General features: G+C 72.0%; 16 protein-coding genes. 6 read left to right on the forward strand and 10 right to left on the reverse strand.

The features are described 5' to 3' along the window. Window positions 1-26 precede the first annotated feature (26 nt). Window positions 27-1484, forward strand: a complete 1458-nt coding sequence (locus BA062_RS18900; protein WP_110338533.1) for an amino acid permease — start codon at window positions 27-29, stop codon at window positions 1482-1484. Here the strand turns inward: BA062_RS18900 and BA062_RS18905 are convergent. From BA062_RS18905 to BA062_RS18915, 3 genes are read right to left on the reverse strand one after another with little or no spacing between them, the layout of a single operon-like run. Next, window positions 1477-2280 carry a DUF6885 family protein gene (locus BA062_RS18905; RefSeq protein WP_110338535.1) on the reverse strand — a complete coding sequence of 268 codons (804 nt, stop codon included), beginning with the start codon at window positions 2278-2280 and terminating at the stop codon, window positions 1477-1479. The two genes, BA062_RS18900 and BA062_RS18905, sit on opposite strands and share 8 nt — an antisense overlap. A gap of 4 nt (window positions 2281-2284) precedes the next feature. Continuing rightward, the gene (locus BA062_RS18910; RefSeq protein ID WP_110338537.1) at window positions 2285-3637 is read right to left on the reverse strand and encodes a type I glutamate--ammonia ligase; all 1353 of its coding nucleotides are present in this window, start codon (window positions 3635-3637) and stop codon (window positions 2285-2287) included. 38 nt (window positions 3638-3675) lie between these two features. After that, window positions 3676-4479, reverse strand: a complete 804-nt coding sequence (locus BA062_RS18915) for an EamA family transporter (RefSeq protein ID WP_245959899.1) — start codon at window positions 4477-4479, stop codon at window positions 3676-3678. A gap of 325 nt (window positions 4480-4804) precedes the next feature. On the opposite strand from BA062_RS18915, the gene BA062_RS18920 reads away from it, so the two are divergent. Further along, window positions 4805-4984, forward strand: a complete 180-nt coding sequence (locus BA062_RS18920; protein ID WP_110338539.1) for a DUF7455 domain-containing protein — start codon at window positions 4805-4807, stop codon at window positions 4982-4984. A gap of 137 nt (window positions 4985-5121) precedes the next feature. After that, entirely contained in the window at window positions 5122-6492 is a 1371-nt protein-coding gene (locus BA062_RS18925) for a PepSY-associated TM helix domain-containing protein (protein WP_110338541.1), read from the forward strand. 1 nt (window position 6493) lies between these two features. Here BA062_RS18925 and BA062_RS18930 read toward each other — a convergent pair whose 3' ends face one another. The 5 genes from BA062_RS18930 to BA062_RS18950 all read right to left on the reverse strand — a co-directional run bounded on the left by BA062_RS18930 (window position 6494) and on the right by BA062_RS18950 (window position 13335). After that, on the reverse strand, window positions 6494-7663 hold the full coding sequence (locus BA062_RS18930) for an ROK family transcriptional regulator (RefSeq protein WP_110338543.1): 1170 nt from the start codon (window positions 7661-7663) through the stop codon (window positions 6494-6496). Between the two features lie 25 nt (window positions 7664-7688). Next, on the reverse strand, window positions 7689-9110 hold the full coding sequence (locus BA062_RS18935; RefSeq protein WP_110339052.1) for a sugar ABC transporter permease: 1422 nt from the start codon (window positions 9108-9110) through the stop codon (window positions 7689-7691). A gap of 29 nt (window positions 9111-9139) precedes the next feature. Beyond that, window positions 9140-9913, reverse strand: coding sequence for an ATP-binding cassette domain-containing protein (locus tag BA062_RS18940; RefSeq protein ID WP_110338545.1), 774 nt, complete (start codon window positions 9911-9913; stop codon window positions 9140-9142). 85 nt (window positions 9914-9998) lie between these two features. Continuing rightward, a complete protein-coding gene (locus BA062_RS18945) occupies window positions 9999-11132 on the reverse strand; it encodes a sugar ABC transporter substrate-binding protein (protein WP_110338547.1) in 1134 nt (377 codons plus the stop codon). A gap of 442 nt (window positions 11133-11574) precedes the next feature. Next, window positions 11575-13335 (reverse strand): DEAD/DEAH box helicase, encoded by a 1761-nt coding sequence (locus BA062_RS18950; RefSeq protein ID WP_110338549.1) that lies wholly within the window; start codon window positions 13333-13335, stop codon window positions 11575-11577. Window positions 13336-13547: 212 nt separating this feature from the next. Here BA062_RS18950 and BA062_RS18955 point away from each other — a divergent pair, with 212 nt between their 5' ends. Beyond that, complete coding sequence (locus BA062_RS18955; protein WP_110338551.1) at window positions 13548-14744, forward strand: YihY/virulence factor BrkB family protein; 1197 nt, start codon at window positions 13548-13550, stop codon at window positions 14742-14744. Here BA062_RS18955 and BA062_RS18960 read toward each other — a convergent pair. Next, window positions 14711-14959, reverse strand: a complete 249-nt coding sequence (locus BA062_RS18960) for a DUF3039 domain-containing protein (protein ID WP_110338553.1) — start codon at window positions 14957-14959, stop codon at window positions 14711-14713. The genes BA062_RS18955 and BA062_RS18960 overlap by 34 nt on opposite strands. Window positions 14960-15080: 121 nt before the next feature. Here BA062_RS18960 and BA062_RS18965 point away from each other — a divergent pair, with 121 nt between their 5' ends. Together BA062_RS18965 and BA062_RS18970 are read left to right on the forward strand one after the other, a co-directional pair. After that, window positions 15081-15980, forward strand: a complete 900-nt coding sequence (locus BA062_RS18965) for a pseudouridine-5'-phosphate glycosidase (RefSeq protein WP_245959916.1) — start codon at window positions 15081-15083, stop codon at window positions 15978-15980. Beyond that, window positions 15977-16849, forward strand: coding sequence for a carbohydrate kinase family protein (locus BA062_RS18970; RefSeq protein ID WP_110338557.1), 873 nt, complete (start codon window positions 15977-15979; stop codon window positions 16847-16849). The genes BA062_RS18965 and BA062_RS18970 overlap by 4 nt, the downstream gene beginning before the upstream one ends. Here the strand turns inward: BA062_RS18970 and BA062_RS18975 are convergent. Further along, window positions 16846-17160 carry a DUF3099 domain-containing protein gene (locus BA062_RS18975; protein ID WP_110339054.1) on the reverse strand — a complete coding sequence of 105 codons (315 nt, stop codon included), beginning with the start codon at window positions 17158-17160 and terminating at the stop codon, window positions 16846-16848. The genes BA062_RS18970 and BA062_RS18975 overlap by 4 nt on opposite strands. Window positions 17161-17166 lie beyond the last annotated feature (6 nt).

Below are 17166 nucleotides of genomic sequence, written 5' to 3' on the forward strand. Positions count from 1 at the left end.
CACCGGCGTGAATTACCGTGTCGCGGGTGGGTATTTTCCGGACGCTGAACGTCGACGACGTTCTCCAACGGCAGGAAAAGAGCGAGCTGAAGCGACGGCTCAAGGGCCGGGACCTGGTCGGCTTCGGAGTCGGGATCATCATCGGCACCGGCATCTTCACCCTCGCCGGCGTCGAGGCGAAGACCCACGCGGGCCCGTCGGTGACACTGTCGTTCCTGATCGGCGCCGTGGTCGCGGGCCTCGCGGCGCTCTGCTACGCCGAGCTGGCCTCCAGCGTGCCGACCGCGGGCAGTGCCTACACCTACGCGTTCGCGACCCTCGGCGAGGTGTTCGCGTGGATCATCGGCTGGGACCTGCTGCTGGAGTTCGCGCTCGGCGCGGCCGTGGTGTCCCGCGGCTGGTCCGGTTACCTGGCGAACCTGCTCGGCCTGCCGCAGGAGCTGTTCGGCGAGGACGCCGTGGTGAACCTCGGCGCGGTGGTGATCATCGCCGTGCTCACGGTGATCGCCGTCGTCGGCATCCGTGAGTCAGCCGTGGTCACCAACGCGCTCGTGATCGTCAAGGTCGCCGTGTGCGTGCTGGTGATCGGTGTCGGCGCCTTCTTCGTCAAGGCCGCGAACCTCACCCCGTTCGTCCCGCCTGCGCAACCCGCCGAGGACGGCACGAGCACCCTGCACCAGCCGGTGGTGCAGGCCGCGCTCGGACTGGAGCAGTCGGTGTACGGCCTCGCCGGGATGCTCACCGCCGCGGCCGTGGTGTTCTTCGCCTACACCGGGTTCGAGGCACTGGCCAACCTCGGCGAGGAGACCCGCAACCCCAGCAAGGACCTGCGCGTCGGCATCCTCGGCGCGCTCGGGCTGTGCGCGCTGCTCTACCTCGGCGTGTCGCTCGTGCTCACCGGCATGGTGCCGTTCACCGACATCGACGAGGGCGCACCGCTGGCCGCCGCGTTCGGCTCGGTGGGCCAGCACTGGGTGGCCGCGCTCATCTCGCTCGGCGCCATCACGGGCCTGACGTCGGTGATGATGGTGGAGCTGGTGACGATCGGCCGGATCGGCTACGCGATGGGCCGCGACGGGCTGCTGCCGAAGCCGCTGGGCCGGGTGCACCCGCGCTGGGGAACCCCGCACCGCGTGACGATCGGCGGTGCGGTGCTGATCGCCCTGCTCGCCGCGTTCGTCCCGATCAGCGAGCTCGCCGACATGGTCAGCATCGGCGCCCTCTCGGCGATGATCATCGTGGCGATCGCGGTGCCCGTGCTGCGCCGCACCAGGCCCGATCTGCGGCGCCCGTTCCGCGTGCCGCTCTCCCCCGTGCTGCCGGTCGTGGCCGCGCTCGCGTGCTTCTACCTCATGCTGAACCTGGACGTACTGACGTGGATCCGGTTCGGCGCGTGGCTGCTGCTGGGCCTGCTGATCTACCTGTGCTACGGGCGCAGGCACTCGCGGCTGGCCGTGGAGGAGCGGGAGAAGTCGCTCAGGTGAGGGGCGCGGGGCTGCCGTTGTCCCACAGCTCGGCACGCAGCCCCGACCCGGTCACCACCGCACGGACGGCCTCGGCCGCGGCGGCGGGCACCACGAGCAGCAGGCCACCGGGCGCGCCGCCCTCGCGCCGCAGCGCCGCGGCGACGTGCCCGATCGGCTGCAGGTGAACCCCGTTGTCGCCCAACGACTCATAGGTGTCCACTATGGAGACGAGGGTGCCCTCCGCGCCGGGCAGCACGCCGGCGACGAACACGAAGTGGCCGACCCGCCAGCGCGACGTCCACAGTGGAACGAGACCGGTGTCGAGGTAGTCGCGCAGCGCCCTCGGCGGGGTGTCGGGCGCGGCGAACGCGGCGGTGTCCACATTGGCGATGACGGCGACGAGCGGCAGTTCGCGCAAACCGCCGAGCAGCCACGCCAGCACGGACGCCGACCATTCGCCGCGCGCGGGCACGGCCGCGAGCGTGCCCCCGGAGAGCGTCTCGATCGCCCGCGCCACCCCGATCGCGGACGTTCCCGCCCGCGCGGGGTCAGGCGTCCGGGGCAGGGCGAGCCGGAAGTCGGCGCGGCCCTTCTCCCCGGGCGGGAGGCTGCCGGACGGGGCACCCTCGGCGAGCACGGTGCCGGCCGCGAGCGCCACCTCGTCCTGGTCGGTCACACCGGTTCCGCCCGCACGCAACGCGACCAGACCCACGAAGGCGCCGCACAGCTCGTCCTTCTGCGGGCGTTCGGCGGCGGCCAGCGCGAGCACCGTTCCCGCGCCGGGCAGCCGGCGCACCTCGTCGGACAGCGGCACGGCGTCAGTACCGCCACAGGTGAGCGCCGACGATCTCGTGCAACGGCTTGCCTTCCGCCCACTCGGCGTCGGACGCGCGCACGGCCTGGAACGCGCCGAGCAGTTCCGCCCCCAGCACACCGGCGACACGGGGGCACGCGGCGAGCGCGGTCGCCTGCTCCCCGGGCGACGCGGGCAGCCTGCTCACCCCGCCGGCCTGCCGCTCCCCGGAACTCCACGTGCCGGGGTCCCCGGCCAGCGGCGCGGGCGGTTCGAGGCCGTCCTCGATCCCCGCAAGCCCCGCGGTGAACAGCACGGCGAGCGCCAGGTACGGGTTCGCGGAGGCGTCGCAGGGCTTGTACTCGACGTTGGCGTGGTCGTCGCCGAGCAGCTCCGTGCCCGGCACGTACCGCAGTGGCGCCTCGCGGTTCTCCGTGCCCCAGAACGTGAACGCGCTCGCGAAGTAGCCCGGTCGCAGCCGGGCGGTGGACACCACGCTCGGAGCCGTCACGGCGGTCAACGCGGGCAGGTCGCGCAGCAGGCCCGCGACGTAGGCCGCAGCGTCGGGTCCTGGCCGGTCCCGGCCGGCGAGGAGGTTGCGGCCCTTGCACCGCACCGAGGTGTGCACGTGCCAGCCGTTGCCCGCGGCCTGCGGACTGACGAGCGGGGCGAAGCTCGCCCGCAGCCCGTGCGCGTGGGCGGCGGCGTGGATGGTCTGCCGGGCGAGCAGCTGGTCGTCGGCCGCCGAGACCGGATCGGTCGCGGCGAGGCTCAGCTCCAGCTGGGCAAGGCCGTACTCGGCGTGCAGCTGGCCGATCGGCAGCCCGTTGGCCTCGAAGTCGTGGAGCAGGCCCGCCACGAAGTCGTCGACGCCGACCAGCGCGTGCGGGCTGTACGCGGGTCCCGTGTGACCGGGCGAGGAAGCGATGTCGGCGCTGCCGGCCGGTGCGATGGCGAACTCCAGCTCGAACCCGGCGCGCAGCTCGAAGCCCCTGCCCGCCGCGTCGGCGACCACGCGTTCGAGCACGGCGCGCTGGCAGTACGGCCACGGCGAGCCGTCGGCGGAGACCTGCCGTGCGGGCGCCCACGCGAGCGAGGGCTGGCCCGCGAGCCTGCGCAGGCGCTCCAGGACCGGGAACAGCCGGATGTCAGCTGAGGGCGTGCTCAGGCCCGGATGGCCGTAGGTGATGCGGTCGTGGGTGTCGAAAACGGCGAACAGCGTGGTCGCGCCCACGCCTCGCGTCGCGGCGTCGGCGAGGCCGCCGATGGGCACGATCCGGGAGCGGGGGATGCCGTTGTTGTCGGCCCAGGCGAGGTGGACGCCGCGCACTCCGGCGAGCGCGAGGTCCTTGGCCGCCGCCGACGCCGCCTTGCTCATCGGCTCATCCTGCCAGTGAGATCGCTCACGGTCACGCATCACGGCGGCTCGCGCACCGCCGTGCCCTCGTCCGGGTCGCGGGAGCGCAGGGCCACGCCCGCGACGACGGCGAGGATGCCGAGCGCCTCCAGCAGGCTGGGGACCTGCCCGAGCACCACCAGGCCGGTCACCGTGGCCGTCACCGGCAGCAGCGCCAGCAGCACCGCGAACCGGGCCTGCCCGACGCGCCGCAGCACCACCTGGTCCAGCACGTAGGGCACGACGGTGGAGAGCAGCCCGACACCGATGCCCATCACCAGCAGGTCCGGCGCACCCCAGACGCCGCCCGTGCCGAGCGCCAGGGGCGAGAGCAGCGCGGTCGCCACGGCGAAGCCCACGGCGAGGCTGTCGATGCCGTTGCCGCCGAGCGCGACCTTCCTGCCCAGCACGATGTAGCCGGCCCACGCCGCGGCGGCCGCCAGCGCGAACGCCACGCCCGACGGGCTGCCGCGCAGCTGGACGTCGGCGATGCAGACCACGCCGACCGCGACGAACACCAGCGCCGCGATGTCGCGGCGGCCCCGCGAGCCGAACGCGGCGACCACGACCGGTCCCACGAACTCCAGCGCGACGACCGTGCCGAGCGGCAGCCGGGCGATGGCCTCGTAGAACACGACGTTCATGCCCGCCGTCACGACCCCGAACGCGCCCGCGAGCAGCAGCGGACGGCCCCGCCACGCCGCACGGCCGGGGCGGCGCCACGCCAGGAGGATCACCGCGGCACCCAGACAGCGCAACCACGCGACTCCGGACGGTGACGCCACGTCGAAAAGCCACACCGCGAGCGCCGCGCCGACGTACATCGAAATTCCGCTGAGAACGAACAAGATCGGGGCGGGAAGCCTGTCGATCCGCCGTTTCGACGCCGCAATGTCCACGCAACGATGGTGCCTGACCATGGGAAACGTGGTGCGGGTGGAGTTCGCATCCTGCATGGCGGGATGGATCTAGGACATCCGGGGTAAATCGACGTGACACACCTCCCACACACGCGGGAACACTTGCGGGCGGCGAAACGTCTGCAAGAGTGGAAGCAGCGAACACCGAGGAAGGCACCCGGCCCGACGAGGTGATCGCGGCTGAACTGATGGCATCGGCGTGCCGATGCCGGGACGGAGGGAGACTCCAATGACTTCACCGACGCTCACCCGCCCCGAACTGACCGCCGCGGACCGTTGCGACCGCTGCGGAGCAGCCGCACAGATGCGCGCAGTACTCCCCAGCGGCGGCGAGCTGCTGTTCTGCGGGCACCACGGCCGCGAGTACGAAGCCAAGCTCAAGGAGCTGGAAGCCGACATCCAGCGCTGAGCCGTCACCATCAGCCGCGAGAACGGGCGGGGATCCTCACCAGGGTCCCCGCCCGTTCGGCTATCCGGAACACAGTGACTCGCACCACACCCTGAGGTTCCGGGAACCGGACCGGGCCGGCCGCCGACCTGTCAGGCATGTCGACCGAGGCCGAGACCGAGACCCCGCGTGCCGAACCGCCGAACCGCTGGACACTCCGGCCACTGCTGCTGCGGCTGCACTTCTACGCGGGCATCCTCGTCGGCCCGTTCATCCTGGTCGCCGCGCTGACGGGCCTGCTCTACATCTTCGCGCCGCAGCTCGAAGAGGCGATCTACGACCACGAGCTGCACGTCCCGGCCTCGCCGGTGTCGGTGCCGCTGAGCGAGCAGGTCGCCGCGGCGCGGGCCGAGCTGCCCGGCAGCACACTCGCCTCGGTGCGGCCCTCGCCGTCGCCGACCGACACCACACAGGTGCTCTTCGACACGCCGGGGCTCGCGGAGAGCTACCACCACACCGTGTTCGTCAACCCGCACGACGGCGAGGTCCGGGGCGTGCTGGAGACCTACGGCTCGGGGCAGGCGCTGCCGCTGCGCGCGTGGCTGGACCAGCTGCACCGTGGTCTGCACCTCGGCGACGTGGGCCGCGTCTACAGCGAGCTCGCCGCGAGCTGGCTGTGGGTCGTGGTGCTCGGCGGGCTGGCGCTGTGGTGGGGCAGGCGGCGCCGCAGGCGACTCGTGCCCGACCGCGCGGCGAAGGGCAGGCAGCGCACGCTGTCCTGGCACGGCGCCACGGGCACGTGGGTGGCGCTGGTGCTGCTGTTCCTCTCGGCCACCGGGCTCACGTGGTCGCAGTTCGCCGGGGAGAACGTCGGCAAGCTCAGGGAGGCGCTCTCGTGGCAGACGCCGTCGGTGTCGGCCTCGGCCGGGGAGCACGCCGAGCACGGCGCGAGCGGGCACGCGCACGAGGGTGCGGCACCGGTCACCGACGTCGGGCTCGACCGGGTGCTCGCGTCGGCGCGCAACGACGGTCTCGCCGACCCTGTGGAGATCAGGCCGCCGTCGGCCGAGGGCGAGGTCTACGTCGTGCAGCGGACCGAGCGGAGCTGGCCCTCGGCTCAGGACGCGGCCGCGATCGATCCGGCCACCGGCGAGGTGCTCGAGGTGCAGCGCTTCGAGGACTGGCCGCTCATGGCCAAGTTCGCGCGCTGGGGCATCGACGCCCACATGGGCCTGCTGTTCGGCCTGCCCAACCAGCTCGTGCTCGCGATCGTGTGCGTCGCCGTGCTCACGCTCGTGGTGCTCGGCTACCGCATGTGGTGGCAGCGCAGGCCCACGAGGGACGCCGCGTTCGGCGCCGGCAGGCCGTTCCCGCGCGGTGCCTGGCGGAGGATCCCGCCGTGGGGACTGGTGCTGCTCGGCGCCGCCGCGGTCACGATCGGCTGGTTCCTGCCGCTGCTGGGCGTCTCGCTCGTGGCGTTCCTGGTGCTCGACGTACTGCTGGCGTGGCGGCGGAGGGTGCGGGCCTGACTCAGACGCTGTCGAGAACGCCTTCGAAGGCGGCCTCGGCGGCGCCGAGCAGCTTGACGTCGGCGCCGAGAGAGGACTTCTCGATCCGCACGCCGCCGACCGCGCGGCTCACCATGCTGCGGGTGCGGACCTCCTCGCCCACGCGGTCCAGCAGGGCGGGCGGCAGGGCCGTGAACAGGTCCCCGAGCACCACCAGCTCGGGGCCCAGGAGGTTCACCACGTTGACCAGGCCGAGCGTGAGCCATTCGGCGAACTCGCCGAGCCGCGCGAGCGAGGCGGCGGCATCCTGCCCCAGCTCGCGCAGCTCGACGACGATCGCGCCACGCGGGCTGTCCTGCGGCAGCGCGAGCGCCCTGCGCAGCGCCGCCTCGCCGACCTCGGTCTCCCAGCACCCCACGTTGCCGCAGTAGCAGGCGCGGCCGTGGGGGTTGACGACCATGTGGCCGATCTCCCCCACGTAGCCCCCTGAGCCGCGCAGCGACGAGCCCTGGGCGATCACTCCCCCGCCGACGCCGATGTCCGCCGACACGAACACGGCGTCCGACGCGCCGCGTGCCGCCCCGCGCAGGTGCTCGGCCAGCGCGCCGAGCTCGGCGTCGTTGCCGACCACCACGGGCACGCCGAGGCCCGCCGACATGCGCGCGCCGAGCGCGACCTCCGACCAGCGCAGGTTCGGGGCCTCGTGCACCTGGCCGTCCGAGCGCCGCACCACGCCGGGCACCGAGATGCCGCACGCGACGGGCTTCAGGCCGAGGTCGGCGGCCAGCCACGCCGTCGACTCCAGCACGTGGGTGATCACCTCGCCCGGCTCGCCGGTGCGGCCGTGCAGGTTCCAGCTGTTACGGCCGAGGATCAGCCCGCCGAGCCCGACGAGCGCGATCGCCACGTGCTCCACCTGGACGTCCACCGCGAGCACCACGGCGGCCTGTGGCTGCGGCAGCACCAGCAGCGACGGCCTGCCCGCGCCGCGGCCAGGCCGGGGCACCCGTTCCTCGACCACGCCCGCCTCGGCGAGGCCGTCGACGAGCGTCTTGATGGTGCTGCGGTTCAGCCCGAGCTCGGTCGCCAGGGTGGCCCTGGTGACCGGGCCGCCCACGTGGAGGAGGCGGAGCAGGCTCGATCGGTTGTACCGGCGCACCTCGTCTGGTCGGGAAACGGGTGTGCTGGTCACGACGTTATCGTTCCATCACCCGAACTCATCGTGTCGCGGAGGCCGCCCGCCGGCGCGACAGCGCGTCGACGGTGGCGGCCAGCAGCAGCACCAGTCCGGTCACGATCGACACGACCGCGGCGGGCTGCCGCAGCAGGCCCAGACCGTTGGCGACGACGGCGAGCACGGTCCCACCGATCACCGCGTCGGACACCCGGCCCCGGCCGCCGAACAGCGACGCGCCGCCGATCACGGCCGCACCGACGGCGAACAGCAGGGTGTTCAGGCCACCCGCCTGCGGGTCCACCGAGCCGACCTTCGACGAGTAGACGATCGCGCCGAGCGCGGCGACCGACGAGCACACCACGAACACGCTCGCGCGGATCTTCGTGACGTTGACACCCGCGCGGCGTGCCGCCTCGCGGTTGCCGCCGACGGCGTAGATGTGCCTGCCGTAGCGCGTCCGGTTCAGCACGTAGGTCCCGATCACGAGCAGGCCGAGCACGATCGGCACCACGTACGGCACACCGGTGATCACGATGTTGTCGTTGGGCGAGCGGTTGATCGTCAGCAGCGCGGTGGCGGCGATGCCGATCGCCGCGATACCGCCGACCTTGAACAGCACGATCGACGTGGGCTGCGTGACCAGGCCGCGCCGCAGGCGCGTGAAGTGCCTGCCGAGCGTCGCCGCCGCGAACCCGCCGACCGCGACCACGCACAGCAGCCAGCTGCCGAGCACCGAGAGGTTACCGTTCGCGACCTTGTCCAGCACCGGCGAGCTGCTGATGCCGATCACCCCGCCCTCGCCGATGAACTGCAGGATGACTCCTTGCCAGGCAAGGAAAAGCGCCAGAGTGACCACAAAGGACGGCATGCCGATGCGGGACACGAGGTAGCCGGTGATGCAGCCGATCGCCGTGCCCGTGCACAACGCCAGCAGCATCTCGATCCACGGGTTGGCCGACATGCCCGACGCCGCGATCACGATGCCCAGCACGGACATCGCGGCACCGGCCCAGATGCGCAACAGCATCGCGAGCACCGCTCCGAGCCCCAGCGCGGCGAGGAAGAGGATGAAGACGGTGGAACCCATGCCGCCCAGCAGGTTCCCGTTCTCGGCGAAGTGCATCGCGAGCACCGCGCCCGCGACGCCGGAGGCCGTGCCCGCCGACAGGTCGATCTCGCCGACCAGCAGCACGAACACGATGCCCATCGCGATGATCGTCTGCCCGGCGCCCTGGGCGAGCAGGTTCGCGAGGTTGTTGAGCGACAGGAAGACGTCGGACAGCGAGGCGAACATGATGACGAGCGCGACGAGCCCGAGCAGCGCGGGCAGCGAGCCGAGCTGGCCCGCCCGCAGCCGGGAGAAGTAGTCGCGCACGGCCTCGGACGTCGACATGGTGGTGGTGTCGATACCGAAGTCGGTGATCGCCGTGTTCGGCGACGACGCCGTGGGGGTCTGAGTCATGGTGGGTTCTTTCTCGTTCACGGTGCCGCTCACAGCACGGCGTGCTCGGGACGGGCGAGTCCGATGTCGCCGGAGCGGCCCGCGGTGATCAGCTCCACGACCTGGCCGTGGGTGACGTTCTTGGTGTAGACCTCCGCGGCCATCCGGCCGAGGTACAGCACGGCGATGCGGTCGGCGACCTCGAAGACGTCGGCCATGTTGTGGCTGATCAGCACCACGCCGAGCCCCTGCTCGGCGAGCCTGCGGACCAGGTCCAGCACCTGCCGGGTCTGCGCGACACCGAGCGCCGCGGTCGGCTCGTCCAGCAGCACGACCTTGCTGTCCCACAGCACCGACTTCGCGATGGCCACCGTCTGCCGCTGCCCGCCGGACAGCGCGGAGACCGGGGTGCGCACGGACTTCACGGTGCGCACCGACAGCGACGCGAGGGTCTCCCGCGCCGCCTTCTCCATGCTGGCCTCGTCGAGCAGCCACGCGCTGCCGCGCTCCCTGCCGAGGAACATGTTCTGCACGATGTCGAGGTTGTCGGCCAGAGCGAGGTCCTGGTACACGACCTCGATGCCGAGCTGCGCGGCATCCTTGGGGCTGCGGATGTGCACTTCCCTGCCCTGGAACTCGATCGTGCCGGAGTCGGCTCCGTGGATGCCCGCGATGCACTTGACGAGCGTCGACTTGCCGGCCCCGTTGTCACCGACCAGTGCGGTGACCTCACCCGCACGGACGTCGAAGTCGATGTCGTGCAGGACGTGAACCGGCCCGAAGCTCTTGTTCAGGCCGGTGATGTGCAGGATGGGCTCACTCATGCTTGTCCCTGTCGTTCTGGTCCGTGGAGCCGGGGCGGAACGCGGCGTCGGGGTGCGCGTCCCGCCCCGGTGATCGGTGGCCGGGTCAGGAGATCCCGAGCTCCGAGCAGGTCGCCTGCAGATCACCCGTGCAGACCTCGCTGGCCTTGACGTAGCCCTCGTCGATCACGCGCTTGACCTCGTCCTTCGTGATCAGGTAGGGCTCCAGCAGCACGGACTTGACCTCGCGGTTGCCCTCGGGGTCGTGGCTCTTGTCCTTCGCCAGGGCGTCGGCGGCCGCCGTGTCGCCCTTGGCCAGTGCGGCGGCGAGCTTCGCCGTCGCCTCGGCCTCCTCCTGGATGGGCTTGAAGACCGTCATGTACTGGTCGCCGCGCAGGATGGCCTTGAGGCCGTCCGGGGTGGCGTCCTGGCCGGTCACGGGGACCTTGCCGGCCATGCCGTTCTTCTTGAGCACCGTGATGATCGCGCCCGCGAGCCCGTCGTTGGCGGCGACGACGCCGTCGACCTTGCCGCCGTTGGACGTCAGGATCTGCTCGAAGGTCGTGCCGCCCTTCTGGTTGTTCCAGTCGTCGATGGGCTGGCTCTGCACGAGCTTGAGGGTGCCGTTGTCGTACAGCGGCTGCAGGACGTTGCGCTGGCCCTCGTGGAAGAGCGTCGCGTTGTTGTCCGTGGGGGCGCCCTCGATCTCGATGACCTGCGCGCCGCGCTTGCCCTCGAGCGCCTTGGCGAGGCCCTCGCCCTGGAGCTCGCCGACCTTCACGTTGTCGAAGGAGACGTAGTAGTCGGAGCCGCCGCCGAGGTTGAGGCGGTCGTAGTCGATGGTCGGGATGCCCGCGTTCTTGGCCTTGGCCGCGACCGCGCTGCCGACCTCGCTGTTGATCGAGGCGATCACGAGCACCTTCACGCCCTGGGAGATCATGCCGTCGGCCAGCGTCGTGAACTTCTGGACGTCACCCTGGGCGTTCTGCACGTCGGGGTCGAACCCCTCGGCGCGCAGCGCCTCCTCGATCATCGGCTTGTCGAAGCCCTCCCAGCGGGCCGAGGTGGCCGTCTCGGGGAGGATCACGCCGACCTTGCCGTTCGGGGCGGCTTCTTCCTGCGCGGACGTATCGCCCGCGCCGCCCTCGTCGCCGCCCCCGGTGTTGGCACCGCAAGCCGCGAGCGTGAACGTAACGCCCAGCACGGCGGCGGCGAATGCAAGAGGTCTCTTGGTCCGCATCCGTAGAACCTTTCCGGATTTCCCAGCCGACGAGCGGCGGCCCGGAAAGGGCCGGCGCCACGTCGCGCAAATGTTGTGGGCGACAACATATGCCCGCCGAACCGGCGCCGGGAAGACCTCTGTACCGATTAAGAACACCCGTAGCGGACACGGTTTGGTAACCCGCGAGTCGTGCACTCCAGCCCGCGAGTCGTGCACTCCGGACCGCGAGTCGTGCGCTCAGGAACGGCGCGGCACCCGGGTTTCGACCCCCGAGCGGGCAACTCGGGCACCAGAGCGGCAACTCACGGGCTCGAGCGGGCAACTCGCGCGCCAGAGCGGGGGACTCGCGAACGGGAACGCACGACTCGCGAACGGGAACGCACGACTCGCGAGCAGGAACGCACGACTCGCGAGCAGGAACGCACGACTCGCGAACGGGAACGCACGACTCGCGGGGCGGTTACCAGCTGCGGAGGGTGGCGATGCGCTCCTCGAGCTGCTCCACCGTGGCCATCGCGGTGGGCGGGCCGCCGCAGATGCGGCGCAGCTCGCTGTGGATGGCACCGTGGGGCTTGCGGGTGCGGTGGTGGTAGACGCCGACGAGGGTGTTGAGCTCCTTGCGCAGCGACTGGATCCGCTCGCTCACCGACCTCGGCTTCGGCGCCGCCTCGGCGGCAGGCGCCTCCGCGGCCTGCGGCTTGCGCCGCTTGGCGTCGGCGAGCTGCTCCTCCTGCCGCTTGCGCAGCAGCGCGCGCACCTGGTCCGGCTCCAGCAGCCCCGGAAGCCCCAGGTACTCCTGCTCCTCGTCGCTGCCGGAGAAGACCGCGGTGCCGAAGGAGTTCCCGTCGTAGATCACCTGGTCCAGCTCGGCGGATGCGCCGAGCGACGTGAACGCCTTCTCCTCCTCGCCGGGCTCGTCCTCGGTGCGGTTGGCGGCGACGAGCAGCTCGTCGTCCCAGCCGTCCTTCTCGCGGTGGGGCTTGCCGAGCACGTGGTCGCGCTCGGCCTCCAGCTCGCTCGCCAGCTCCAGCAGCACCGGAACGCTCGGCAGGAACACGCTCGCCGTCTCACCCTGCTTGCGCGACCGCACGAACCGGCCGATCGCCTGCGCGAAGAACAGCGGCGTCGACGCGCTCGTCGCGTACACGCCCACGGCGAGCCGGGGCACGTCGACGCCCTCCGACACCATGCGCACGGCCACGAGCCAGCGGTCCTCCGAGTCGGAGAACTCGCCGATCCGCTTGGTGGCCTTGGGATCGTCGGAGAGCACCACCACGGGCGGCTCGCCCGCGATCCGCGTGAGGATCTTGGCGTAGGCCCTCGCCGACTCCTGGTCGGTGGCGATCACCAGCCCGCCCGCGTCCGGGATGCCCGCGGAGCGCAGCTGCGTGAGCCGCGTGTCGGCGGCCTGCAGCACCGAGGGCACCCATTCGCCCCCGGGGTCGAGCGCGGTGCGCCACGCCCTCGCCGTCTGCTCCGCCGTCAGCGGCTCACCGAGCCGGGCCGTGAACTCGTCGCCCGCGCTGGTCCGCCACGACGCCTCCCCCGAGTAGGCGAGGAACACGACGGGCCGGACGACGCCGTCGGCGAGCGCGTCGGCGTAGCCGTAGGAGTGGTCGGCCTTGCTGCGCAGGGAGCCATCCGCGTCGGGTTCGTAGGTGACGAACGGGATCGGCGAGTCGTCGCTGCGGAAGGGCGTACCGGTCAGCGCCAGCCTGCGCACCGCGGGCGTGAACGCCTCCGACACGGCCTCGCCCCACGACTTGGCGTCACCGGCGTGGTGGATCTCGTCGAGGATCACCAGCGTCTTGCGGTTCTCCGTGCGCACCCGGTGCAGGTTCGGGTGGGCGGCGATCTGCGCGTACGTGACGGCGACGCCCTGGTAGTCGGACGAGGTGACGCCCGTGGTGTTGCGGAAGTTCGAGTCGATGGCGATGCCGGCCGCCGCCGCCGAGATCGCCCACTGGTGCTTGAGGTGCTCGGTCGGCGTGACGATCGTGATCGCCTCGATGGTGCGGTCGGAGAGCAGCTCGGCGGCGATCCGCAGGCCGAAGACGGTCTTGCCGGCGCCGGGCGTCGCCACGGCGAGGAAGTCCTTGGGCTTCTGCGTGAGGTACTTCGTGAGTGCCCTGCGCTGCCACGCGCGCAGGGGGCGGGCGGTGGCGTCGTGCTGGGGTTCGGGTGCGGCGAACCCGTGCTGGGCCTGGGCCGTATCCGACACCGACGCTCCAACTCCTCTCGCCGACCGGCCCGCGCCGTTCGCGGACACACGAAGGCCCCCACGGGAGGCGTTCCCGGCTGCCGTGCCGGGTCCGCGGTGAGGGCGCGCAGCCGAGCGTACCCGCCGCCACCGACAGCGCAGCCCGGCGGCACGCCGACGACACGGGGACCCGGCGCGCCAAATTCCGGCCCATGGACCATGCTTGAAGCGCGATGGAGACGCGAGACCCGGGCAAGCAGGAGGGCGAGGGCGGTCACGCGCCTGAGCCGAGGGTCAGGCGCAAGGGACCCCTTCGCCTGATCAGCCGCACCCTGGGCAAGGCGTGGGACGGCAACATCTTCTCCGAGTCGGCCGAGGCCGCGTTCTGGCAGACGCTGTCACTCCCGCCGCTGCTCCTGGGCCTGCTGGGCAGCCTGGGCTTCCTCGGCGACTGGTTCGGCGACACCGTGGTCCGGCAGGTCCACGACAACATCATCGACTTCTCGGAGACGATCTTCAGCGGCAGCGTCGTGCACCAGATCATCGAGCCTACGGTCGACGACATCCTCACCACGGGCAAGGGCGAGATCGTCTCCGTGGGCTTCCTGATCTCGCTGTGGGCGGGCTCGTCGGCGATGTCGTCGTTCGTCGACGCGATCACGGTGGCCCACGACCAGTACGGCGTGCGCAACGAGGTGTGGCAGCGGATCTTCGCGCTGCTGCTGTACCTGGCGAGCCTGGTGCTGCTGGTCGTGGGGCTGCCGATCATCGCGATCGGGCCGGACCTGCTGCCGGAGTTCTTCCCACTGGACTGGCGGCCGACCATCGCGATGTGGGTCGGCACGCTGTACTACCCCACTGTCGCGGTGCTGCTGGTGCTCGCGCTCGCGACGCTCTACAAGGTGTCGCTGCCGCGCAAGCTGCCGTGGCACCGGGGGCTGCCGGGTGCCGCGCTGGCGATGGTGATCTTCCTGCTGTCCAGTGTCGGCCTGCGGATCTACATCAGCTGGATCACGACCACGGGCTACACCTACGGCGCGCTGGCGACGCCCATCGCGTTCCTGCTGTTCACGTTCTTCATCGGGCTCGCGATCGTGGCCGGGGCCTACTTCAACTCGGCGATCCAGGAGTTGTGGCCCGCGAAGATGACGCGGCGGCAGCGGCGCCGGTGGCGCAGGCTGGAGATGGAGCGGGCCAGCGAGCGCATGCGCCAGCAGGAGGGCATGAGCCTGTGGCAGCGGACCACCATCCCGCTGCGCAGGCCCCGCAAGCCGGGGCAGGACGAGGAGCCGGCGAAACCCGAGAAGGCCGAGAAGGCCGAGAAAGCCGCCGAGCGTCCCGCCGGGGACGACGCCCCGGCGGGAACGGACGACCAGGCCAGGCCCGAGAACGCGGGCTACTCGCCGCCGCCGGGCGGCAGGCCCTCGTAGATCTTCTTGCAGTCCGGGCACACGGGCGAGCCGGGCTTCGGCGACTTCGTCACCGGGAACACCTCGCCGCACAGGGCCACCACGTGCGTGCCCATGACCGCGCTCTCGGCGATCTTGTTCTTGCGCACGTAGTGGAACATCTTCGGCGCGTCGTCGTCGGTGGTGTCGGTACCCTCGGGCCGGGTGTCCACCTCAGGCAAAGTCTGCGTACTCACGCATCCATGATGCCGCATGAGCCGGTGGCCGGAGGACCCGATCACCACCCACCGGCGGTTCCGCCACGCCCGGTAGGCGAGGATGCTCACCGTGATCAGCCCAGCTCCCCACCGCCTCGCCATGTCCGCCGAGGTCGCCGACGCGCTGGCCGGCGGCACCGCCGTGGTCGCGCTCGAGAGCACCATCCTGTCCCACGGCCTGCCTCCGGGCCGCAACCTGGAGGTCGGGCGCCGGCTCGAACGGACCGTTCGCGACGCCGGCGCGGTGCCCGCCACCATCGCGGTGCTCGACGGGCAGGCGCTCGTCGGCCTCTCCCCCGTCCAGCTCGAGCGCGTGTGCGCGCCTGACGCGGGGCTGGACAAGCTCTCGCTGCGTGACCTCGGCCCCGTGCTGGCCCTGGGCGGCTCCGGCGCGACCACCGTGGCGAGCACGGCGGTGCTCGCGCACGCCGCCGGGATCGGCGTGTTCGGCACCGGCGGCCTGGGCGGCGTGCACCTGCCGCTGCCGGGCGCCTCGGTGACCTGGGACGTCTCGGCCGATCTGGGGGCGCTCGCGCGCACCCCGGTGCTGGTGGTGTGCTCGGGCATGAAGTCGATCCTCGACATCCCCGCGACGCTGGAGGTGCTGGAAACCAACTCGGTGCCGGTGCTGGGCTACCGCACGGACGAGTTCCCCAGCTTCTACCTGCGCTCGTCCGGCCTGCCCGTGCCGCGCCGGGTGGACGATCCCGCGCAGGTGGCCGCCATCGTGTCGGCGCACCGCCACTTCGCCGACTCCGGGGTGCTGCTGGCGAACCCGATCCCACCGGAGTCCGAAATGGACAGGGAACTGCACGACCGGCTGCTCGCCGAGGGCCTGGAGCTGGTGGCCTCCCGCGCGGTGAGCGGAGCCGACGTGACGCCGGTGCTGCTGGAGCACTTCCACACCGCGAGCGGCGGCGCGAGCCTCGACGCGAACGAGGAGCTCGTGGTCGCCAACGTGCGGCTCGCGGCCGAGGTGGCGGTGGAGCTGGCCTCGTGAAGGTGGTCGTCGTCGGCGATGCCGGCCTCGACGTGGTGGCCAGGCACGACGGCCCCGTGGTGCACGGCGGCGACACGCGGGCCCGGGTGCGCCTGACCGGGGGCGGCGCGGGGGCCAACACGGCGCTGTGGCTGCGTGCGGCCGGCACCGAGCCGGTGCTGGTCGGCCGGATCGGGGACGACCTCGGCGGCCGCGCCGTGCGCGCCGGGCTGGAGGCGGCGGGCGTGGAGTGCGCGTTCGCGGTGGATGCCGAGGCGCCGACGTGCTGCGTCGTGGTGCTGGTGGACGCCGGGGGGCAGCGGAGCATGCTGCCCGACCGCGGCGCCAACGCCCGCCTCTCCCCCGCCGACATCGACGCCGCGGCACTCACCGGGGCGCGGCACCTGCACCTGTCCGGCTACGTGCTGCTCGACCCGTCCTCGCGGCCGGCGGGGCTCGCCGCGCTGACCGCCGCGCGCGAGGCGGGGCTGACCACCTCGGTCGACCCGCAGTCGGCGGCCCTGCTCACCGACCCCGCGGCGTTCCTCGCCGACGTGCGGGGCGTGGACGTGCTGCTGCCCAACGCGGTGGAGCTGCGGGCGCTGACGGGACAGGAGGGCGTCGAGTCGGCGACGCGGCTGCTGGACACGGCCGGAGCCGTGGTGGTGACCACCGGGCTCGACGGCGCGGCGTGGGTCGGACCCGACGGGATCGTGACGGTGCCCGCCGAGCCCGCCGAGTGCGTCGACAGCACGGGCGCGGGCGACGCGTTCAACGCGGGCCTGCTCGCCGCGTGGCTGCGTGGGGAGTCCACAGAGGACAGTTTGCGCGCGGGGGTACGGCTCGGGTCGCTGGCGGTCAGCAGGGTCGGCGCGCAGCCGCCGGCCTAACCGTCGATGACGCGGTGCTCTCGGGCTTCGAGCTGCTTGGCCTCGCGCCGGTAGCGGCTGACCTCCTCGGCCTTGCGCGGCGGCCGGTCGTTGGCGATCAGCACCGCGATCCACGGCAGCGGCACCGACAGCACCAGCAGCGCCAGCGCGAGCCACCAGGTGTGGTAGAAGACGCCGGCCAGGATCAGGCAGGGAAACCGCAGGCCCATCGTGAGGATGTACTTGCGCTTGCGCGCGGCCAGCTCGTCATCGTAGGAAGGCGCCGCCGCGGTGATCAGCACCGGATCAGAATGCCTGTCGTGCTCGTTCACCGGCCT

Source organism: Prauserella flavalba (genome assembly GCF_003202235.1).
Classification (GTDB): Bacteria; Actinomycetota; Actinomycetes; order Mycobacteriales; family Pseudonocardiaceae; genus Prauserella_A; species Prauserella_A flavalba.